The organism is Sphingobium sp. FG11 (assembly GCF_057809915.1).
Map to the genome: position 1 here is coordinate 1 of NZ_JBMDKW010000024.1, position 20,482 is coordinate 20,482.

Sequence of the window (20,482 nt, forward strand, 5' to 3'; positions counted from 1 at the left end):
AAGGTGGGTCACTTCTCGATGAAAACCCCGGGTCACTTCTCAACGGCAATCAACAGCAAGGACTATGCAGGTCATATTAGGGACTTCGTAAGCCTGCTCGGCGAACTGATGGATGAGTACAAAGAGTCGTTCGAAGGGGGGCAACTCAACATTCAGCTGGCCAAAGATGACCTAACCTACATGATGATCGACACGGGCGGCGATATCTTTGTCTCGCCGTACATGGCGGTGACTCGAGCAGGCCATCCACTCGTCGTTGAAATTGATGGTACGAGCGGCTTTGCGGAGGGATACCGCGCCGACTTCGAGAAGTTATTTGCGCGGGCGAGGAAGGCGGATACGCCACGCGACATTAAATAATATGATAACATCAGGGACAGGGGTCCTTTATGCCGCAGTCCCGCCCCCGTAGTGGCTTTTGCCGGAATGGCGGGTGACGTCGGATTGAATCGGAGGTAGCGGTGAAGCAGGGAAAATAATGGAACTGAATTGCGCCAGGGGGCTGCGTTGAAGATCTACGCCGTATCGATCGATAATTTCCGGGGCATCAGTTCTACGAATCTGGTCCTGCCTGACCACGCCGTCCTCATCGGCGACAATAACGCGGGCAAATCCTCTGTCCTCGAAGCAATAGATCTTGCGCTGGGTCCCGATCGACTGAGCCGGCGCCCCCCAGTCGACGAGCATGATTTTTTCGAGGGCAATTATCTCGCCGTAGCTCCAGCGGAGCCCGAGGAAGGCGCTGAGCCGGTTGAGGGTGCGGACGCGGCCCCCGGTGAGGCACCGAAAATCACGGTTGAAGTCACCATCATTGGCCTGTCCGAAGAGCAGGAGGCCAGGTTCGGTGGGCATGTCGAATGGCTCAACGTCGCAACGGGCGATTTCTTCACCGATGCCAATCCGGCGGGCGTCGATGCTGCGGACATCAAGGCCGCGCTACGTGTCACCTTCATAGGCGCCTATGACCCGGACGAAGACGATTTTACCGGCAATACCTTCTATTCGCGCAGCCTAACCGAAGGCGACAAGCCCGAGCCCTTCTCCAAGAAGGACAAGCAACATTGCGGCTTCCTTTTCCTGCGCTCGCTGCGCACGGGGTCGCGCGCGCTCAGCCTGGAGCACGGCAGCCTCCTCGACATCATCCTGCGCTTGAAGGAAATCCGGCCGCAGATGTGGGAAGGCACGATCGGTACGCTCGCCGGCTTCGACGTCGCAAGAGATCCGGCGCTCGGCATTTCCGGCGTGCTAGAAAGCATCGACAAGTCGCTGAAGAAATATGTGCCGCGCGAATGGGGCGTGAAGCCGCACCTTAAGGTGTCGAATCTGACGCGCGAGCACCTGCGCAAGGTCGTGACCGCCTTCATCGCGACCGGCGACGGTACTCACGCGGCGCCGTTCTTCCGGCAGGGCACCGGCACGATCAACATGCTGGTCCTGGCGATGCTGTCGCAGATCGCCGAGGACAAGCAGAACGTCATCTTCGCGATGGAGGAGGTCGAGACGGCGATCCCGCCCTATGCGCAGAAGCGGATCGTACACGAGCTGCGCAAGCTGGCGGCGCAGTCGATCGTCACGTCGCATTCGCCCTACGTTCTTGAGGAGTTCAAGCTGGACGAGACGGTGATCCTGTCACGGGACAATGCGGGCACACTGAGCCAGGCGCAGATCGCGTTGCCCGATAGCGTCAAGCACAAGCGCTATCGTCAGGAGTTTCGCACCCGCTTCTGCGAGGGTCTTCTGTCCCGCCGCGTGCTAATCGCCGAGGGGGCGACCGAGGCCAGCGCCTTCCCCGTGGCCGCGCGCCGACTGTCCGAGCTGAATGCCGCGACCTATGCCTCGATCGAGGCGCTGGGCATCTGCATTATCGATGCAGGGACCGAGTCGCAGATCGCCGACCTCGCGGGGCTATATAAGGGTCTTGGCAAGCGGACCTTCGGGCTATGCGACAAGCAGACCGATCCGGCGAAGGCGGCGATCGAAGCTCAGGTCGAGCGGCTCTTCATGCACGAGGAAAAGGGGATCGAGGATCTGATCCTCAAGAATACGACCCAGGAGGCGCTCGAGCGGTTCTCGGATGCGCTCGACTGGCCACCTCACATTCTCGGCAAATATCCCGATCCAAAGGCCAATCTGATCCCGGCGCTCAAAGAGTATTTCGGTTGGGCCAAGGGCAGTTGGGGCATCGCCGATTTTCTTGGTCAGTGTTCCGAGGCCGAGATTCCATCGTGGATCCGCGACGCGTGCATAACGCTGAAGGCCATCTGTGATCCGCCGCCCGCGCCCGTCGCGCCCCCGGCACCGCCAGTACCGCCAGCGCCTTCTGTCCCGCCGCCACCGCCAGCGCCGCCGGCTCCATCGGCTCCGCCCGCGCCTCCGGCCGGGAATGGCGGGCAGGCCGGCCTCGGGCCCGCTGCTTAGAGGGCGCCATGGTCGACCTGACGCTGGCGCAAAAGGAAGTTCTAACCGCGGACGGGCCCCAGCTCGTCGTCGGCGGTCCCGGCTCGGGCAAGACCACGGTGTCGATCCTGAAGGCGGCGAAGATCGCGCGTGAAAAACTGCGGCCTGGGCAGCGCATCCTTTTCCTGAGTTTCGCGCGCGCGACCGTCTCGCGCGTTTTCGAGGCGATCGACGAAGAGCGGTCGGTCACCAAGGAGGAAAAGAATCGGATCGAGGTCGATACCTATCACTCGTTCTTCTGGCGCATCCTGAAGGCCCACGGCTACCTGGTTGGGTTTCCGCGGCGGATGACGATCCTGACGCCGCCGAACGAAGCGATCGCGCTGTCGTCGATCCGCAGCGGCTTCAAGGCCCCGTCGAAGCTGTCGGACCAGGAAAAAGCGCAGAAGGCGGCATTGGAAGTGGCCGAACGCATGCGGCTCGCGACCGAGGAAGGCAAGGTCTGCTTCGATCTGTTCGCCGAGCGCGTGGCCATCCTGCTGCACGGTTCGGCCAAGGTGCGCGAGCTCGTCTCGACCATGTACCCGTTTATCATCCTGGACGAATTTCAGGACACCAGCGCCGAGCAATGGCGCGCCGTCGAGGCGATCGGGAAGAGCAGCACGCTGATCGCGCTGGCCGATCCCGAGCAGCGCATCTTCGATTTCATCGGCGCCGATCCCGAGCGGCTGAACCACTTCAGGGCTGCGTTCACGCCGTCGGAGCACGACCTCGCCGGCGACAATCACCGCAGCAAGGGCACCGATATTGCCATCTTCGGCAATCATCTCCTCACAGGCAAGTTTCGCGACGAACCCTATCAGGGCGTGGAAGCCGAATGGTTCGCGTCGAACCCGAACCAAGCCTATGCCTCGCTTGTCGCTCAGGTGTTGAAGGCCCGGCAACGGCTCCTCGCGCTAGGCCAGCGCGAGTGGTCGCTTGCGATCCTGGTCCCCACCAAGCGCATGACGCGTCTGGTGTCCGACAATCTGCGCGCGCCGTTCGGGAATGTGCCGCCGATCGCTCATACGGCGGCCGTCGATATGGAAGGCCCTATCCTGGCCGCCGAGGTGATCGCGTTGCTCCTGCAGCAGCGCAGTCATAATGGCTGCTTCGACGAGTTCGTCGACGTGCTTTGCAGCTTCTTCGACGGACGCGGCGGCGCGAAGCCGACGAAGGGCGACCTGGAGGAAGCCGGGCGGTTCAGGTCCGCGCTGGAAAAGTGGAACGAATGCCTTGCAAAAGGCAAGGCGACGCCTGGCAGCAGCGTCCTGCAGGCGACGTTCGCCGTACACCAGGCTGCGAGCGCCGTGGTGCTGACCGGCCAGCCTGATGCCGACTGGACGGCGGTTCGCGCCGTCCTCGAGGCGGGTGGCTGCAAGCGGCTCGTGGAGGTTGCCAAGGAAGCCCGTAACGTTCGCCTGCTGGAACGGGGCATGCAGCTCCGTCAGAGCCTCTCGCAGGATTGGCGCGACACCGGGGGCTACAAGAACGCCCTTGCCATCACGCGTCAGTCATTCGTTCAGGAGCATTTCGCGACGGCGCACAAGCCTGAGTCAGGTGTTGTCGTGATGAACATGCACAAGGCAAAAGGTAAGCAGTTCGACGAAGTCATCATCTTTGAAGGCTGGCCGAAGCGGGTTAAAGGCGAGATCGTGGGCAACCCAGATCGGATCGTCGGCGGCAATGTGAACGCCGGCCCGATGACGCAGGTGCGCCAGAATTTCCGCGTCAGCGTGACCCGCGCGAAGATTCGAACAACAATCATGTCGCCCAAGGACGATGTCTGCGTCCTGCTGATCCCCGTGGAATAGATTTGAGCGGTGAGCGCTGGCGATCTGAAATCCGGGTGGTGTCATGAAAAAACCCGAATGACTGCTTTTGTTAGATTGCTACATCGCGCCGCCAGAAACGAATGGCGCAATCGGGTCGTGAGGCGACGGTGCAGGAACGGTAGTTATCCCAACATTGATGCTTCGAATACGACATTCACCTGCCAGTAAATTCGAGACAGTTGAACGGTAAAACTGAAAGATCCTGCTCCATGGTCATGAGGCTGCCAGAGAAAAATTGTTCTGTTCGTATGCCGATAGGCTATCGTGCGACCAGTCGTTTGAGGCTGTCATATCGGACCAGCGTCGCCCTTCCGACTTTCACGATTTCAATGTCGCCGGCCTTGATCAATTCGTAGATTCGCGACCGGCTCAGCCCTGTGATCCGGACGGCGGCAGCCACGCGGACCGTAATCGGCTCCATGGATTCGTTCGAAGAATGGCTCATGACTGGCCCCGGTGAAAGGCCTCGCGCGTCCTGACGAAGTTGCGATCGCTGTCCAGGAATGCGGCCAGCATCGCAGGGATCAGCTCTGCGATCGGCTCCTCTGAACCATAGGTCTTGGCGTAGACAGCCGCGTAGTCTCGCAGCGCGTTCTGCAGGTCCGGCGTTATGGTGATGGCAAGCTTCACCGGCGTCCTGTCAGGCAACTTGGCCAGTTTCAAATCTACCATATCCTGTATCCTCCTAATTCTCTCCAGGGCGCGAGGGTGAGGTCGCGGGTGACGAGCAGCCGGATTGGCGTGCCAGGGCGGATCGTAATCGTGGGCTGTATGTCGAGATTTCGCTGCGTGATCTGGTCGCCGGCTCGCGCCGTATTCGATTGGGCGGACTCTCGGATCGCCTGCACCAAGTCGCTTTCGCTCGAGATCGATAGTTCCGACCCGACCCCGAGCATCGTGGCAATGCCGACACCCTTGAGCAGTGTCCAGGTATGAAAGTCGACTTTGTCGGACAGGCCGGCATATCCAGCGGCATCGGTAGCGGGCATGTTGTCGAGCCAAACCGAACTGCCGTCGGGCAGGATCAGTCGCTGCCAGATGACGATCGCGCGCCGTTGCCCGAACGCAACGACGCTATCATATTTGCCGATGAGCCGGGCACCTTGCGGCACGAGCAGGATGTTACCCGTAACCGTATCGAACGCGTTCTGGGTCACCTGCGCGACTACCATTCCAGGAAGGTCCGAATTCAGCCCGGTGACGAGGCTGGCCGTGATGACGCTCCCGGCAAGCAGGATATTCGGCGAGTCCGGTGCGATCAGGCCGCCGGCGTTATGATCGCCTTTCGCGTCGCTTTCGTAAGTGAATTGCTCCTTGCGCGTGCCGGTCGCTGGCGAAGCTGACGCACGGGTGCCCGCTGCTGTGGGTGCGCCGTCCGACGGCAACGTCGCCGTGCCGCGGCTCGTTGCAATCTGTGTCATGAGCCCGGACTCGCGCGCCGCCTTGAGTTCAGCCAGGCGCTGTTGCCTTGTCGCCTCGCCGGTATCAATCCGGGAGGGAGCAGCCACGCTCTCCGCGCGTTCCTGCGCCCGCAGGATCGGACGACCAAGATCGCCGGGCAAGGGCGGTCCGAGCTTCGGCGCATCACCGTAGCTGCTCGGAAGTCCCGAGAGTGCATCCGACGCCGGTTTCGACATTGGCTGCGACAGTTCGCTTTCTTGGGCGACCTGCCTGAACACCTGCGGCTTGAGCGCCATCCAAGCGATGCCCATCAGGCTCGCCGAGCCAATGGCCGTCACGCCGATGATCGCGCCGCGCCTGAAGCGGATGGCGCGTGCCGGTCGAGACCGGATGCTCAATGTCTCGGGGTCGACCTTCGGCGGTGAAGCTTCCGGGATTTCGTTGGCGGCAACGTCCGTCATGCGCCCCTCCGCTTGGAACGAGGTGAGAGCCGATCGATGCGCACGACTTGCTGCTTCTTCAGTCCCAGTCGCAATTCGGCGGCATCGAAGAGGCGATCGACGACATAGTAGCGGTCGCGCACCCGGTAGTTGACTAGTTCCGCCTTGCCGTCGGCCGCGACAACGAACAACGGAGGCGCATCGCCGTTGGCGAGCGACGCCGGGAACTCGACATAGGTCTTGGCACCATCATCGAACGCGCGAAGCGGCCGCCAGGCCGGCTTGTCGCCGGTGATGACATAGTTGAAGTGAAGATTTTCGATGGCAAGCCCGCTGGCGACGGGCGTAGCGGCCTGTACGGCTTCGGTCTTGCGGCGTAGCGACAGCAACTCATCCTGCGGGTATGTCCAGCGCATCGACGACAGGGCGGTGGTCGCAGTGCTTACCAGTCGAACATGATAGGCGCGGCGATCGGTGGTGATGACGAGGTTGGTGGTGAGGCCCGCCGAGAAGGGCTTCACCAGCACATGGGTCTGCTTGCCTTCGCCCGAACCGCTGGTCGTGTCGCCGATCACCCAACGTGCGGTATCGCCGCTCGCGACAGCGATGAGGCCTTCACTAGGTTGGAGCGTGATGTCGGTGACCAGCCCTGGTGCCGCATAGACCTGGAAGATCGTGCCCTCACTATAGGGATAGACTTGCGCGCCGCTGAAGAAACTGGCCGCGGCCGGTTGGATCGTTGCGCTCCGCGTTGCCGACTGGATGGTCCTGAGCGGCTGAGATTGATCGCGGGTTTGCGCGAGTGTGGGGGATGCTACGATCATGCCGATGATCGTCGGCAACAAGGCCAGTTTCATGGGTTGGTCTCCTGAATGTTGGACGGCTGGGCGCCGAGGGTGGGATTGAGCGGCGATCCGAGCGGCAGATTGCCCGACGGGTTCGCAGTGGCCCGCGCGCTAGGCGGCGGAGAAACAGTCTGCGCTGGCGCAGTGTCGAGCTCGCGGCTCCAGTCGACCGCATCGACATAGATGCCGAGCGGGTTCTTGCGCAGCACATCGGCGGAGGACGGCGGGCGGGTCACGGTGGTCAGGATCGCTGTCCAACGACTGATGCCGGATTGTGAGCCGCGCTCAAAGGCGGTCTCGGTCCACTTCACCTGGAACGACTTGTCCGATGCCCGCACGACGCTGGTGACCTGCACCGAGACGGTGCGCTCGCCGACATTGGAGAATGGCGCGGCCGACCGGGCATATTCGCCGAGGAATTGTGCGCCGCGCTTGGTGGCGAAATCATAGGCCTCTAGCCAGTCGCGCCGCATCAGCACCGGATCGAGCGACACCGAGCGGACATTGGCGATGAAGTGCGACAGGTGCCACGCAACCTGCGGATCGGTCGGCCGGTAAGCGACATCGGCGGCCTGAACCGACCGCGCCTCACCGAGCCGATCAACCTCGACAACATAGGGCGTGACGCGGCTTTGCAGCGACTGCCAGGCAAGGCCGACGGAGGTGCCCGCGGTCAGGGCGAGGCAGCCGAACGCCATCAGCCGCCAGTTGCGCGCCTGCACCCGCGCCGAGCCGATCCGGTCGTCCCAGAGCTGGCCCGCACGCTGGTACGGCGTCTCCGGGGGTGGTGTGCGCCCGTAGCGCTGCGCACTTCGCTTGAAGAACATGGCTCAGTCGTTCCTTTCCTTGATATCGGGGGTGGCGGAGGCGCCGCCGCGATCGCCTTGGCTAATGCTGTGGATGGCAAGTTGGCGCCGATGCCGGTTGGTCTGCTGGTCGCGCATCGCACGTGCCCAGGCGGGCGTGCCCGTCTCCCCGCCACCGCCCGGTCCACCCTGAGACGGCGCCGAAGAATTCTGGGTCGAGTTCTGGTTGAGCGCGTTCCATGCCGCCTGGCGTCCGTCGGCAGCGGCCCCGCCCAGACCGAGCGCACTGCTCGCGCGCGATCTGGCGGCATTGCCGGCGGCACGCGCGACGCCGCCAAGGCCGGTGCCGAACGATGGCGTGGCGGCAGTCTCGCGGCCGAGTTGGTAGGCGGTCGAAGCGGCCGACCCCATCGCGGTGCCCGATCGTACCGCGCCGAGCGCCGCACCGCCAAGTGCCCTTGCGCCGCCAGCGGCAGCGCCACCGGCGAGCATGGTCACGCCAGCCGCGCCAACTGCCGTGCCTAGCGCCGCGCCGGCACCGAGTTGCGGCGCGCCGGCGACCAGACCCGAGGCGATCGACGGGCCGAAGATGCCGAGGCCGAACAGCGACAGGCTGGCAAGCACGAGGCTCATGGCCTGTCCGATGTCGGGGTCCTGGCCCTGGAGCGCTTCGGTGAACTCGGTGAAGAAGTTCGAACCGATGCCGACGATGACGGCGAGCACCATCACCTTGATGCCCGAGCTCACGACATTGCCGAGCACGCGCTCGGCGAGGAAGCTCGTCCGGTTCCACAGCGCGAACGGCACGAGGATGAAGCCGGCGAGGCTGGTCAGCTTGAATTCGAGGATGCAGACGAACATCTGCACGGCGAGGATGAAGAAGGCGACGATCACCAGCGCCCAGGCGAACAGCAGCACCATGATCGTCAGAAAATTGTCGAAGAAGGTCGTGAAGCCGACCATCTCGCTCGCCTGCTCGAGCAGCGGCCAGGCCGCAGAGAAGCCGGTCCCGGCGAGGCGCCCGGGCTTGAGCAGGTCGTCGGCCGACAAGGTGCCACCACCGGCGGTCAGGCCGGCCTGCGCGAACGAGCGGAAGATAATGTCGGCGAGCGTCGAAAAGCTGTTCAGGATGAACGCGAACGCGCCGATGTAGAGGATCTTGCGGAGGAAGCGGCCAATGACATTGTCCTCGCCGCCCATTGCCCAGAACAGCCCGGCGAGCGTGATGTCGATGCCGATCAGCGTCGCGGTCAGGAATCCGACATCGGGACCGAGCAGCCCGAAACCGCTGTCGATGTAGGTGATGAACGCCTGCAGGAAGCGGTCGATGACATTGAGGTCGTTCAAGTGGCTGCCTTCCTGCTGGCGATTGGAAAGATGTCGCGGGACGCGGCTGGGGAGCTGGACCGCGCCCCGCGACGGCGACCGGGGCGGGAGGGAACGCCGCCGATCGTAGGTCCGGATCGAGCCTGTCGGGCAGATCCGGGGTCCGGGTCGGGCCTATCGGCCCTTGGGGGCTATCGGGGCGTGTAGGCCGATCCGGATCCGAGGAACTTCTTGGTTGCCGCCCGGGCTTCGACGGCCTGGGTGGCGCGGCGCGCCTGTTCGACCGCTTCGCTGCGGAACTGCGCCGCCATCATGTGCTGGAGCTGGAACTGCTGCTTGGCCGTGAGCGCGAGCAGTTGGTTGGTCGCTTGGCTGACCTGCAATGATCCTTCGGCACCCTGGCTGCGCGCGACGATGTCGGCGAGCGCCTCGGTGTCCGACTGGATGTTCTCGACGACCTGCGCCTGCACCGTCATCGTCTGGCGGAAGGCGCCCATGCTGGCGTCAAGCCGGGACCGGGCATCGCGAACGCGGGCATCGGTGCGCAGCGCCGACGAGAAGTCTTGGCGGTAGAGCGACTGGAACTTGTCGTCGAGCTGGTCGACCCGGAAGTCGATCGCCTGTGCCCGGCCCATAAGCCGGTCGATCTCGGCGAGCTTCTGCTTGAGGGCATCGAGCTGCGGAAAGTCGATGCGGGTCAGGTTCTTGCCCATGTTGACTAGCATCTGCGCCTCGTTCTGGAGCTGCTGGATCTGCTGGTTGACGGTCTGCAGCGTGCGCGCGGCGGTCAGGATGTTCTGCGCGTAATTGCTGGGATCGAACACGACGCCGCCGAATTGGGCGTATGCCGGTGTGGCCGACATCACCAAGCCCATCCCGAGCGAACCAACGGTCCCGAGGCAGAGGGCCAACGCGATGATGTGCTTTCGAGTGGGGGTACGCATTACTCTTCTCCTTCTTGGGGGGCTTGGGAATCGGGTCGGTCGGGGACCGGAAAGTCGGCGGCGAGATCGGCCGCCCAGTCGAGCCCGGCATCGCGCAGGAAGCCTGCGGCAAAGCCGCTGCGGCCGTGCTCGGCGAGAATGGCGTCGATCCGCGCCTGCGCGGCAGGGTCGGACGAGCCGCAAAGCGCCAGCGCGATCGGGCCAAGGCCAAGTTCGAACAGCCGGTTGCCGCGCGCGGACTGAAGATAATAATGGCGCTTGGGCGTAGCTCGGGCGATCAGCTCAATCTGGCGGTCGTTGAGCCCGAAGCGCGCATAGATGTCGTGGCCCTGCGGCTCGATCGCGCGATCGTTGGGCAGCAATATCCGCTGTGGGCAGCTTTCGATGATGGCCGGCGCGATCGCCGATCCGGCGATGTCGGCGAGGCTCTGGGTCGCGAACAGCACAGCGACATTCTTCTTACGCAGCACTTTCAGCCATTCGCGAATTCGGGCGGCGAACAGCGGATGGTCGAGGAAGATCCAGGCTTCGTCGAGAATCAGCAAGGTCGGCCGCCCGTCGAACCGCTCTTCCAGTCGGTGGAACAGGTAGGTCAGCACGGGCGCCACCGCGCCGGCCTGGCCCATCAGCGCCTCGGTCTCGAAACACTGGACGTCGGCGAGTGCGAGTTGTTGTTCGGCCGCGTCGAGCAAGCGGCCGTGCGGCCCTTCGAGCGTGTAGGGCTGGAGCGCGATCCGCAGTGCATTCGACTGGAGCAGCAGCGCGAGGCCGGTCATGGTCCGCTCCTCGCGTGGCGCCGAGGCGAGGCTGCCGAGCGCGGTCCAGATCGCGTCCTTCACTTCCGGCGTGACAAGCACATTCTCAGCAGCGAGCAGCGCCGCGATCCATTCGGCGGCCCAGCTACGCTCATCCGCGTCATCGATGCCTGCTAGTGGCTGGAAGGCGAGCGCTTCGCCGTCTGCTTCAGCGGAGCCAAGCGCATGATGCGCGCCGCCCATCGCTAGCACTGCGGCGCGCGCGGAATTGCCCTTGTCAAAAATATAGACCTGCGCGTCGGCGTAGCGGCGGAACTGAAGCGCGATCAGGCTCAGCAGCACTGATTTGCCAGCTCCGGTCGGCCCGACCACCATCATATGCCCGACATCGCCGACATGGGTGGACAGCCGGAACGGCGTCGAGCCGGCGGTCTTGGCGACCAGCAACGGCGGTCCGTCGAGATGCGCGTTCCGGATCAGCCCGGCCCACACCGATGACAGCGGCATCAGATGCGCGAGGTTGAGGGTATGGACCAGCGGCTGCCGGACATTGGCGTAGACATGGCCCGGCAGGGACGAGAGCCATGCCTCGACCGCGTTCACGCCTTCGCGCACGCACGTGAAGCCCAGGCCGTTGACGATCCGCTCGACCGAGCGGACCTTGTCCTCGACCGCTGCCCGACTGCGGTCGGTGACCGTGATCGTCGTGGTCAGGTAGCCGAACGCGACATGGTCGCCGCCGAGCGCCTGCAGCGCGAGATCGGCATCGACGACCTTGTTGTCGGCGTCGCTGTCGAGCAACTGCGTCGGCTGGTTGTAGAGCACTTCACGCAGCAGCGCGGTGACCGACTTGCGCTTGTTGAACCACTGGCGCCGCAGCGACGTGAGCGTTTTCGTTGCCAGGGTCTTGTCGAGCGCAATGAAACGGGTGACCCAGCGATAGCCGAAGTCCTGGTGGTTGAGCGCATCGAGGATGCCCGGCCGGCTGAGGCTCGGGAAGCCGAGGATGGTGAGCGTGCGGATGTGGAGATCGCCGAGCCGCGGCTCGAGCCCGCCGACCAGCGGCGTATCGGCCAGCACCGCGTCGAGATACATCGGCGTTTCCGGCGCAGCGACGGTATGTCGCCGGTCGGAGATGGTGCCGTGAAGAAACGTCAGCGTTGCGCCGTCGTCGAGTGGCCGAACCTCGGGCATGAAGCCGGCGAGCAGGTCGAGCACGCGATCGGTCTCGGCGACGAAGCTCTCCAGCGCGCCGCGCCAGTCGCGCTCCTTGTCACCATCGGGCCGCTCGACCAGCGAGCGCCCGGCCCGATCGGTCGCATCGGCCGACGGCAGCCAGGTCAGCGTCAGGTGATAGCGGCTCTCGAAATGCGTGCCTTCGGCCTCGAACGCCGCTTGCCGCTCACCATCGACCAGCCAGCTCGCCGCATCGGGAAACGCGCTGTCGGCATAGGCCAGCGCCTCGCGCCGCTCGGCATCGAAGAACAAGACCCAGCCGCTGCCGAAGCGCTTCAGCGCATTGTTCGCCCGCGCGCAGGCCGCGACCAGTTCGGCTTCGGTCGCGGATTCGAGATCGGGACCACGGAACGCCAGCACCCGCAGGAAGCTGCCGTCCTTGTTGAGCACCACGCCCGGGGCGACCAGTGCCGCCCAGGGAAGATGGTCGGCGAGCCGCTCGGCGCGGTCGCGATATTCGCCCATAAACATCATGACGAGCGCCTCAGCATGCGAAATACCCCTTCTGGCGGATGTGGCGAAGCAGGACCGGCGCGAAGCTCGGGTCGCGGCGAGCGGCCATCACGGCGATGCTGTGACCGACCGCCCAGAGCAGTGCCCCGGCCAACCATTGCTGGAGACCCAGGCCGACAGCGGCCGCCAACGTCCCGTTGACGATCGCGAGACCGCGCGGCGCGCCGCCGAGCAGCAGCGGCGATCCCAGCGAACCATGGATCGGCACTTCGAAGCCGTCGATGTGCTGGCTGGCAAAGGCAGTTTGGGCGATCACGAGATCAGCGCCCCGCCGCCGAAGCTGAAGAAGGACAAGAAGAAGGAGGACGCAGCAAATGCGATGCTCAGGCCGAACACGATCTGGATCAGGCGTCGGAACCCACCTGCGCTTTCACCGAAGGCGAGGGTCAGGCCGGTAACGATTATGATGATCACCGCGACGATCTTGGCAACCGGTCCCTGCACCGATTCCAGCACTTGCTGGAGCGGCTCTTCCCACGGCATGCCGGAGCCGGCAGCCTGGAGCTGGGTGGCAAAGGTAATCGCGAGGCCTATCGCTGCGCCGACCAGCGACAAGCGATTGCCGGAAAGGCGAGTCAGTTGGGCACGGGTCATGGATCAGATCTCCTTGGGTCTGGCGGTGGGAAAGTCGGCGAGCGCGTAGGTGCCTGTGTCGGGATCGAGCCCGGCGACGCGCGCGATGGTCGAGACGCGGCGGTCGACGCCGCGCCCGGAAATGAACACGACGATGTCGATAGCTTCCGCGATCAACTGGCGCGGCACGGTGACGACCGCCTCCTGCACAAGCTGTTCGATGCGGTAGAGCGCGGCGGTCGCGCTGTTGGCGTGAACGGTGGCGATTCCGCCGGGATGGCCGGTGTTCCAGGCTTTCAGCATGTCCAACGCCTCGGGACCGCGGACCTCGCCAACCACGATGCGATCGGGGCGCAGGCGCATCGTCGAGCGGACCAACTCGGTCATCGACACATGCGGCGGCCGTGTGCGGAGTGCGACCGTGTCGGGCAGCGGGCATTGCAGCTCGCGCGTATCCTCGATCAGGATGACGCGGGCATCGACCCACGCCATCTCGGCGAGAAGCGCATTGGCGAGCGTGGTCTTGCCCGAGCTGGTGCCGCCGGCGACGAGGATGTTGTAGCGCTGGGTGACTGCGGCGCGCAGGGCGTCGGCCTGGACCTCCGACATCAGCCCATCGGCAATATAGTCGTCGAGCGTATGAAGCTTCTGGGCTGGCTTACGGATCGAGAAGCAGGGCGCGAAAGACACCGGCGGAAGGATACCTTCGAACCGTTCACCGGCCCGGCCCTCGATATGCGGCGGCAGCTCGGCCGAGATGATCGGATGCTCGGCATGGACTTCGGCACGGGCGTGGCTCGCCACCAACCGGATGATCCGCTCGACTTGTTCGGGCGCGATCCGCACCTCGGTATCGGCGCGCCCTTCACCGAGGCGGTCGAGCCGCAGCGCGCCGTCGGGATTGACCATGATCTCGATGACCAGTGGATCGCGCATAGCGGATGCGATGTCGGCGCCGAGGGCTGTGATCAGCATGCGGCGGCGGCGATCGGCGGCCAGATCGGATGGGCGGCTCGTGGCGCTCATTCGCTGTCCCCCGACGCGCCGAGCGTGCGGCGCCCGGTCGAGACTTGCCGACCGACTTGGGTGACAAAGGCTTCGAACCGTTTGGCGCCAAGCGCACGGCCGGCCTGGTCGTTCTCTGCGAGCGGCGTCTGGATCGCGAGTTCGAACCGGATGAACAGCGCCAGCGTCTCGAGGATGACATAGGCGTCGCGATCGACCCGGCCAATCGCCTGGGTCAGTCGGTCGAGCCGGATCGCGAACCGATCCTCCAGTTCGGAGGCCCCGCGGCGATTGAGCCATGCGGTGACCGCATCGACGAGGATCGCGGACTTGCTGGCGCCGGGCTTGGCGGCGAGTGCTTCCAGCCGATCGGAGAGCGGCTTGGGCAGGAACAGCTGGTGGCGGACCTTATCCATGGTCAGAACCCCAGCTGCAAATCGTCGGGACGACCGGAGGCAGTGTCGAGACCATAGACGGTGCGCGCGGTGCAGAGCGCCTGCACCCGGTCCATCGCTCGGCGCTCGGCGGCCTGGTCGCCATCGTCCTCGCCGAGACCGAGCGGGTCGGCGACGTCCGGCTCTACAACGACAGCCGGTTCGATTTCGTGCGCGGGGTGGCGGGCCTGTTCGAGGCCGCCGGCATCGTCGCCTTCCTCGGTAGCATTGCCGGCGGCGAGGCGCATGTCGGCGCCGCGCACCTGTCCGGCCCAGTCGTCGGGCCGTGCGGCGGGAAGGTCGCTGTATCCGTCGGTGTCGAGCGACGGCGCGGGCAGGACGCGCGCCGTAAACCGGCGGTCCTCATAGTAGCGCAGCTTCTTCGCGCGGATCGGGGGATGACCCGAGATGAGCACAAGCTCGTCGGTCGGTGCGAGTTGCATCACTTCGCCCGGCGTCAGCAGAGCACGCGCGGTCTCCTGCCGGCTGACCATGACATGGGCGAGCCACGGCGCGAGCCGGTGACCGGCATAGTTGCGCATGGCGCGCTGCTCGGTCGCGGTACCAAGCGCGTCTGAAATCCGCTTGGCGGTGCGCTCGTCATTGGTAGCAAACGCAATGCGCACGTGGCAATTGTCGAGGATGGCGTTGTGCTCGCCGTAGGCCTTCTCGATCTGGTTGAGGCTCTGCGCGATGAGGAAGGCACGCACGCCATAGCCGGCGAGGAAGGCGAGGCTCGTCTCGAAGAAGTCGAGCCGTCCCAGTGCCGGGAACTCGTCGAGCATCATCAGCAAGCGGTGACGGCCGTGCGCGGCTTCGCCGTCCTTGCCCGTGCCGTGAAGTTCCTCGGTCAGCCGTCGGCCGATCTGGTTGAGGATAAGTCGGACCAGCGGCTTGGTGCGGCTTATGTCTGATGGCGGCACGACGAGATAAAGAGAGATTGGATGCGCGGCCTCCACCAGGTCGGCGATGCGCCAGTCGGAGGTAGAGGTGACCGCAGCCACGGTCGGATCGCGGTACAGACCCAGGAATGACATCGCCGTCGACAGCACGCCCGAGCGCTCGTTCTCGCTCTTGTTGAGCAGTTCGCGGGCCGCGGAAGCGACCACCGGATGCACCAGCGGAGCATCTGCGCTGCCGAGGTGATTGGTCGCCATCATCCGGCGCAGGGTCGCGGCGAAGCTGCGCTGAGGGTCGGACAGAAAAGTCGCGACCCGTGCCAGCGTCTTGTCTTCCTCGGCATAGAGAACGTGGAGGATCGCGCCGACCAGCAGCGAGTGGCTCGTCTTCTCCCAGTGGTTTCGACGCTCCAGCGCCCCCTCGGGATCGACCAAAATATCGGCGATGTTCTGAACGTCGCGGACTTCGTTCACGCCTCGGCGCACTTCCAGCAGAGGATTGTAGCGCGCCGAGCGGGCATCCGTCGGGTTGAACAGCAGGCAGTGCGAGAAGCGCGCGCGCCAGCCGGCGGTCAGCTGCCAGTTCTCGCCCTTGATGTCGTGAACGACGGTCGAGCCGGTCCAGCTGAGCAGCGTCGGAACAACGAGACCCACGCCCTTGCCGCTGCGCGTCGGAGCGAACGCCATGACGTGTTCGGGGCCGTCGTGGCGCAGGTCATGGCCACCGATCCGGCCGAGCGGGACACCGCGCTCGTCAAAAAGATTCGTGGCTTTGATGTCCTTGTGGGTCGCCCATCGCGCCGAGCCGTACGTCGTGAGATTGTTGGACTGGCGTGCGCGCCACACCGAACCGAAGATCGCGGCGCCGCAACCGATAAACCCGCCGGCCGCCGCGATTGCGCCAGCTTCGTCGAAGATCAGCGGCGCGTACGCATCGAACGAGAACCACCACGGGAAGATCGACCAGGGGTGGTAGACGGGATGCCCAAATGCGATGAACCAGGGCGCACCGAGTTCGGGCTGATAGGCGAGTTGCGCAGCCGCCCACTGGGTCGCCGTCCAGATGCTCGCGAGGATGATCGCGAGCACCACGAGGATCTGGCCGATGAGGAGTTTCGTAGGCGTCATGCGGGGCTCCACCCGCTTGGCCGACGTCAGTGTCTGCGGGCTGGCCCTAAAGTCTCAGAACTTGCGACATCTCGTCAGGCACCGTCTGGTGCCATTAAATACCTCTGTGATGCCTCCCGTGACCTACCCGCGTGCAATGTTATTCCCACGCTTACTTGTGTCGTGCGGTCGATAACGGAACCGAGCAGATGACGAACAACATGACGCTCAACGCGACCTAGGCGCGAGCGCGACGAAGGACAGGGTATTCCACCGGGCTCCTGCAAACGACCTCACCAAGCTTGCTTTTTAACGGCCGACACCTTTTCCACCCGGTAAGGTGTCGGCCGTTCTTGCTACCCGCTTGGACCGCCCTTGGGACTTTCGTGCCATTCCGATCGGCTTCCTGGAATGACGGCTTTCGACACAAGCGGCCGAAATCTGCCGGTGCGTAGAAGAGGCTTTGGACTCTGAACCTCAAGGGCTTGCAGTACGCCAAGCGACAGAGCAATCGTTGAGGGTAATGGACACGAGATAACTGCGTAATCTACATGCCCATATTGGATCTCAGCAGATCGACTAACTTCCGCGCCCAACGATAACGTGATGCGAAATCGGCGACCGGCATCACGAGTGTCGTCTACGATCGGCCAGTGGAAAAAGCGTATAAAGGCCAAACGCGTTTCTAGGTTCTTGCTATGACTTCATCGGCGAATCTTTTGAAGCGATCGATCTTCTCAGAAACCGGCTCGTGATCTTCCTCTATGCCGTAGATGTTACGGAAATATACAATCAGATCTGTCACGCCTGCGTCCTCCTTGCGCCTGACATCATCATAATTGACCTTACCCATATCGGACTCGAATATGCGAAAATCGCTGACTCGTTCGTAGTCTCCGCGGAAAGAACTCAACTTCTTTATCATTGCGACGAGGTCCATGAAGGACGCTCCCGCGCAGCTCCAACCATCGTTTCGCGCAGCGCGCTTCAAGGCCGCATCGGAATGCCCGCCAACGATGATCGGCAAAGGGCGGTTTGGAACCGGATTGATCTTGATCGGCGGGAAGTCGTAATATTTTCCGTGATATTCGAAGTAGCCGCCTCCGGTCAGCCCTCGAACTATTTCTATGCATTCGTCCAGCCGACTGCCGCGGCCATCGTAAGAAACCCCGAGTGCGATATAGTCTTCCGGCCAGGGACTCAGGCCTACACCAAAGTTAAATCGACCACGTGCCATTGCTGCTACCGAGCTGGCCAGTTTTGCAGCATATACAGGATGACGGATAGGAAGCTTCACCACACTCGTCGTGATTTCTAGGGATGTGGTGACACCAATTGCCGACGCGAGCACGAAGCTTTCGACAACCGGCTTTTTCTCAATGAACTTACGAGAACCATCCCCCCCATAATCATAACTTGTCCAGCTATCTCGCGGATAAATAACGCTGTCGGACACTGCGAAGCCGTGATATCCAAACGATTCCGCAGCTTTGGCGAGAGGCAGATAATTCTGCACTGCCGTCATCGTTTCTCCGACGTGGAAGCGCATTGCTCTATCCTAGGTTGACTTGATTTACAGCGGTCGATCGATACATATCAAATCTCGATCATCCACCATTACCTCACCGTTCCGACACCCCCTTCGGAAGCGTGGCGGAGTCTGGCGAGATTCGATCTATTTGCTCACTTCGATGACGATTTTCCCGACATGGCTGCCACTCTCGAGACGGCGATATGCATCTCTATACTGGGCGAAGCGGAACACACTGTCGATGACCGGCGTGACCTTGTGCTGGGCCATTGCTGCGACCAGGGCTTCAAAGTCTGCCCGGGGGCCAATGGCCGTGCCGCCTATGTTGAGCGACCGCCCCAGGATGTTGATAGGCGGTAGTCCGCCACCAATCCCGCTCGTAAAGCCTACCACCGCGATGTCGCCGCCAATTCTGGCCGCTGCCGCCGACTTTACAATTGTCTGCTCCCCGGCAATGTCTATCACCTTATCGACACCTCTGCCGTCGGTGAGGGCAAGGATTTCGCGTTCCCAATCCGGAAATTTGCTGTAGTTAACGACAGCGTACGCCCCGAGTTCTTCAAGTTTCCTTGCCTTTTCATCCGTCGACGTGATCGCCAGGACACGGGCACCAAACATCCGCGCCACCTGGAGAGCAAACAAGGCGACCCCGCCCGTGCCCTGGACCAAAACCGTCTGCCCCGGCTGGAGCGGTGATGAACGATTGAGGCCCGTCCAGGCGGTAACCCCCGCGCAGGGGAGACACGCCGCCTCGATGAACGACATATCGGCAGGCAGATGAACGATGGCATTCTCGTGCAGCAAAATATATTCGGCCAACATCCCGTCCTTGCTGATGCCGACGCTATCCAACCAGTTCTCCGGCCGCGGAGGCCCGGCGATCCAGTGAGGATGACAGCTGGCCGTCACACGGTCGCCTACCTTCGTCCGAGTGACGCTTCCTCCAACCGCGACGACCTCGCCAGCTCCGTCCGAGAGAGGTATGCCCTTATCCTTGGTGGGCCCCCCATATCTGCCTTCCAGAATGATCTGATCCCGGTAATTTAAGGAGGCGGCATGGACTCGGATCAGTACATCGTCTGGTCCCGGTGCTGGCGTGGGTTCATCATGTAGTTCCAGGCCTGGTTTCTCGCCGGAAGTCCATCTTACAGCTTTCATTTCTCAAATCCTCTAAGAAGGTCGAGGAGGAACAACGCCGGATCGAACCTCTTTCGCCTCGTTCATCAGGCTAGCCACATTAATCTGTGTGCCAACCTCCGATTCCGTTTCGCTCCCTCTGCGAGGGGCAATGGTGCCCTGATGCGGTGTTATAACCACATGCTGCGGCCCCTCAGGGGCTGGGGGAGGCTGCGGCCTTGGCGAAGGCGCCGGCGCGATGGATCTTGGCCGTGCGTCCGGGATAATCGCTGGACAGGATATAGAGCTCGCGGGTGCCCGGCTTGATCGCCATGCTGGTGGTGAACAGCAATTCGCCACGTTCCCGGTCGGGGATCAGTATCTGGCCGATCGGGACGCCCTTGGGATTGAACACCATGACCCGGCCTTCGCCGGCGAGCGCGGCATAGACATTGCCGTCGCTGTCGGTCCGCAGCGAATCCACGGTCGCACCGGTGAAATGGTAGCGCATGGTGGTGGCGACGACGGGTCCGATTTGCGTCGGTGTGACGAGATTGATGCGATGGAGGAACCCGGTCCCTACCTCGCCGACCCACAATGTCTTGCCGTCCGGGCTGATCGCGATCCCGTTGGGTTCGGACATGCCGGTCATGATGGGGGTGATCGTCTTCATGTCCGCAGCGACATGATAGACCCCGCCTGTCCGGTCGGTATTGTTGCCCTTGAAGTCGGTGAAGTAGAAACCGCCTTCCTTGTCCATGGCAAGGTCGTTGGGCTTATAGCCCGCCCTGGCATCGACGATGACCTGCCTGTCCGAACCATCCGGCCGGATCGAGACGATATGGCCCCCGCCGCCCGCCACGAGGATACGGCCGTTCTTCAGGAAGGCCAGGCCGGAGGAATGGCCTTCATTCTTGGGCAGGACCATCGTCAGGTCCTGCTTGGGGGAAAGCCGCATGACCCGTCCCCCCTGCACCTCGACGAACAGGAGGTTACCCTGCGCATCGAACAGGGGACCCTCTATGAAGAGGTTCTGATCCATCCCGCCGAACGCCGCCATGCTGGTCGTCATGCTGTACCAGGGCTGTGCGACGATCGTCTGGAGCCCGACCTCGCTTGGCGGTATAGCTGGGGCGCGGCTGGTCGTGGGATAGCTGAGAGTGGGATAGGATGTCGGCCCCGCTTTCGACGGGGCCTGTGATGCTGCCCCGCCTGCGACAATCGCGCAGGCGCAGGCCATCAGCCATTTAGATGCTGTCATCATCATGATGCTCCTCGCC

At 63.3% G+C, this 20,482-nt stretch carries 19 protein-coding genes; 3 read left to right on the forward strand and 16 right to left on the reverse strand.

The window, feature by feature from the left end; all coding sequences use genetic code 11:
* The 3 genes from ACODSN_RS15410 to ACODSN_RS15420 all read left to right on the forward strand — a co-directional run.
* Positions 1 to 360: hypothetical protein (locus tag ACODSN_RS15410; protein WP_489056368.1), on the forward strand; the 360-nt coding region annotated here is incomplete at its 5' end.
* A 147-nt stretch (positions 361 to 507) separates the two neighbouring features.
* Positions 508 to 2,418 (forward strand): ATP-dependent nuclease, encoded by a 1,911-nt coding sequence (locus ACODSN_RS15415; protein ID WP_489056369.1) that lies wholly within the window; start codon positions 508 to 510, stop codon positions 2,416 to 2,418.
* Positions 2,419 to 2,426: 8 nt separating this feature from the next.
* Positions 2,427 to 4,250 (forward strand): UvrD-helicase domain-containing protein, encoded by a 1,824-nt coding sequence (locus ACODSN_RS15420; RefSeq protein ID WP_489056370.1) that lies wholly within the window; start codon positions 2,427 to 2,429, stop codon positions 4,248 to 4,250.
* 280 nt (positions 4,251 to 4,530) lie between these two features.
* Here the strand turns inward: ACODSN_RS15420 and ACODSN_RS15425 are convergent, their stop codons facing one another.
* From ACODSN_RS15425 to ACODSN_RS15500, 16 genes are all read right to left on the reverse strand, one after another.
* Positions 4,531 to 4,716, reverse strand: a complete 186-nt coding sequence (locus ACODSN_RS15425) for a helix-turn-helix domain-containing protein (protein WP_489056371.1) — start codon at positions 4,714 to 4,716, stop codon at positions 4,531 to 4,533.
* Entirely contained in the window at positions 4,713 to 4,943 is a 231-nt protein-coding gene (locus ACODSN_RS15430) for a DUF2274 domain-containing protein (protein WP_489056372.1), read from the reverse strand. The genes ACODSN_RS15425 and ACODSN_RS15430 overlap by 4 nt, the downstream gene beginning before the upstream one ends.
* Positions 4,937 to 6,133 carry a TraB/TrbI/VirB10 family type IV secretion system protein gene (locus ACODSN_RS15435; protein ID WP_489056373.1) on the reverse strand — a complete coding sequence of 399 codons (1,197 nt, stop codon included), beginning with the start codon at positions 6,131 to 6,133 and terminating at the stop codon, positions 4,937 to 4,939. The genes ACODSN_RS15430 and ACODSN_RS15435 overlap by 7 nt, the downstream gene beginning before the upstream one ends.
* Positions 6,130 to 6,969 carry a P-type conjugative transfer protein TrbG gene (trbG, locus tag ACODSN_RS15440; protein ID WP_489056374.1) on the reverse strand — a complete coding sequence of 280 codons (840 nt, stop codon included), beginning with the start codon at positions 6,967 to 6,969 and terminating at the stop codon, positions 6,130 to 6,132. The genes ACODSN_RS15435 and trbG overlap by 4 nt, the downstream gene beginning before the upstream one ends.
* Complete coding sequence (trbF, locus tag ACODSN_RS15445; protein WP_489056375.1) at positions 6,966 to 7,784, reverse strand: conjugal transfer protein TrbF; 819 nt, start codon at positions 7,782 to 7,784, stop codon at positions 6,966 to 6,968. The genes trbG and trbF overlap by 4 nt, the downstream gene beginning before the upstream one ends.
* A 3-nt stretch (positions 7,785 to 7,787) precedes the next feature.
* Positions 7,788 to 9,110 carry a P-type conjugative transfer protein TrbL gene (gene trbL, locus ACODSN_RS15450; RefSeq protein ID WP_489056376.1) on the reverse strand — a complete coding sequence of 441 codons (1,323 nt, stop codon included), beginning with the start codon at positions 9,108 to 9,110 and terminating at the stop codon, positions 7,788 to 7,790.
* Between the two features lie 170 nt (positions 9,111 to 9,280).
* Complete coding sequence (gene trbJ / locus ACODSN_RS15455) at positions 9,281 to 10,033, reverse strand: P-type conjugative transfer protein TrbJ (RefSeq protein ID WP_489056377.1); 753 nt, start codon at positions 10,031 to 10,033, stop codon at positions 9,281 to 9,283.
* The gene (gene trbE / locus ACODSN_RS15460) at positions 10,033 to 12,498 is read right to left on the reverse strand and encodes a conjugal transfer protein TrbE (RefSeq protein ID WP_489056378.1); all 2,466 of its coding nucleotides are present in this window, start codon (positions 12,496 to 12,498) and stop codon (positions 10,033 to 10,035) included. Before trbE ends, trbJ begins: the two co-directional genes overlap by 1 nt.
* Before the next feature lie 10 nt (positions 12,499 to 12,508).
* Positions 12,509 to 12,793, reverse strand: a complete 285-nt coding sequence (locus ACODSN_RS15465) for a VirB3 family type IV secretion system protein (protein WP_489056379.1) — start codon at positions 12,791 to 12,793, stop codon at positions 12,509 to 12,511.
* Entirely contained in the window at positions 12,790 to 13,131 is a 342-nt protein-coding gene (locus tag ACODSN_RS15470; protein ID WP_489056380.1) for a TrbC/VirB2 family type IV secretion system protein, read from the reverse strand. Before ACODSN_RS15470 ends, ACODSN_RS15465 begins: the two co-directional genes overlap by 4 nt.
* A 3-nt stretch (positions 13,132 to 13,134) precedes the next feature.
* Positions 13,135 to 14,136, reverse strand: coding sequence for a P-type conjugative transfer ATPase TrbB (trbB, locus tag ACODSN_RS15475; protein WP_489056381.1), 1,002 nt, complete (start codon positions 14,134 to 14,136; stop codon positions 13,135 to 13,137).
* On the reverse strand, positions 14,133 to 14,531 hold the full coding sequence (locus ACODSN_RS15480; RefSeq protein WP_489056382.1) for a CopG family transcriptional regulator: 399 nt from the start codon (positions 14,529 to 14,531) through the stop codon (positions 14,133 to 14,135). The genes trbB and ACODSN_RS15480 overlap by 4 nt, the downstream gene beginning before the upstream one ends.
* Before the next feature lie 2 nt (positions 14,532 to 14,533).
* The gene (locus ACODSN_RS15485) at positions 14,534 to 16,576 is read right to left on the reverse strand and encodes a conjugal transfer protein TraG (RefSeq protein WP_489056383.1); all 2,043 of its coding nucleotides are present in this window, start codon (positions 16,574 to 16,576) and stop codon (positions 14,534 to 14,536) included.
* 664 nt (positions 16,577 to 17,240) lie between these two features.
* A complete protein-coding gene (locus ACODSN_RS15490; protein WP_489056384.1) occupies positions 17,241 to 18,104 on the reverse strand; it encodes an LLM class flavin-dependent oxidoreductase in 864 nt (287 codons plus the stop codon).
* 126 nt (positions 18,105 to 18,230) lie between these two features.
* Entirely contained in the window at positions 18,231 to 19,244 is a 1,014-nt protein-coding gene (locus ACODSN_RS15495; RefSeq protein WP_489056385.1) for a zinc-dependent alcohol dehydrogenase family protein, read from the reverse strand.
* A 172-nt stretch (positions 19,245 to 19,416) separates the two neighbouring features.
* Positions 19,417 to 20,469, reverse strand: a complete 1,053-nt coding sequence (locus tag ACODSN_RS15500; protein ID WP_489056386.1) for an SMP-30/gluconolactonase/LRE family protein — start codon at positions 20,467 to 20,469, stop codon at positions 19,417 to 19,419.
* Between the last annotated feature and the right edge of the window lie 13 nt (positions 20,470 to 20,482).

Excerpts from the sequence above, each read along its gene's own strand:
- ACODSN_RS15480 (WP_489056382.1), bottom strand. The coding sequence starts at position 14,531 with ATGGATAAGGTCCGCCACCAGCTGTTCCTGCCCAAGCCGCTCTCCGAT.
- trbB (WP_489056381.1), bottom strand. The coding sequence starts at position 14,136 with ATGAGCGCCACGAGCCGCCCATCCGATCTGGCCGCCGATCGCCGCCGC.
- ACODSN_RS15425 (WP_489056371.1), bottom strand. The coding sequence starts at position 4,716 with ATGAGCCATTCTTCGAACGAATCCATGGAGCCGATTACGGTCCGCGTG.
- ACODSN_RS15500 (WP_489056386.1), bottom strand. The coding sequence starts at position 20,469 with ATGATGATGACAGCATCTAAATGGCTGATGGCCTGCGCCTGCGCGATT.
- ACODSN_RS15495 (WP_489056385.1), bottom strand. The coding sequence starts at position 19,244 with ATGAAAGCTGTAAGATGGACTTCCGGCGAGAAACCAGGCCTGGAACTA.
- ACODSN_RS15490 (WP_489056384.1), bottom strand. The coding sequence starts at position 18,104 with ATGCGCTTCCACGTCGGAGAAACGATGACGGCAGTGCAGAATTATCTG.
- ACODSN_RS15485 (WP_489056383.1), bottom strand. The coding sequence starts at position 16,576 with ATGACGCCTACGAAACTCCTCATCGGCCAGATCCTCGTGGTGCTCGCG.
- ACODSN_RS15435 (WP_489056373.1), bottom strand. The coding sequence starts at position 6,133 with ATGACGGACGTTGCCGCCAACGAAATCCCGGAAGCTTCACCGCCGAAG.
- trbE (WP_489056378.1), bottom strand. The coding sequence starts at position 12,498 with ATGATGTTTATGGGCGAATATCGCGACCGCGCCGAGCGGCTCGCCGAC.
- trbG (WP_489056374.1), bottom strand. The coding sequence starts at position 6,969 with ATGAAACTGGCCTTGTTGCCGACGATCATCGGCATGATCGTAGCATCC.
- ACODSN_RS15470 (WP_489056380.1), bottom strand. The coding sequence starts at position 13,131 with ATGACCCGTGCCCAACTGACTCGCCTTTCCGGCAATCGCTTGTCGCTG.
- trbJ (WP_489056377.1), bottom strand. The coding sequence starts at position 10,033 with ATGCGTACCCCCACTCGAAAGCACATCATCGCGTTGGCCCTCTGCCTC.
- ACODSN_RS15430 (WP_489056372.1), bottom strand. The coding sequence starts at position 4,943 with ATGGTAGATTTGAAACTGGCCAAGTTGCCTGACAGGACGCCGGTGAAG.
- trbF (WP_489056375.1), bottom strand. The coding sequence starts at position 7,784 with ATGTTCTTCAAGCGAAGTGCGCAGCGCTACGGGCGCACACCACCCCCG.
- ACODSN_RS15420 (WP_489056370.1), top strand. The coding sequence starts at position 2,427 with ATGGTCGACCTGACGCTGGCGCAAAAGGAAGTTCTAACCGCGGACGGG.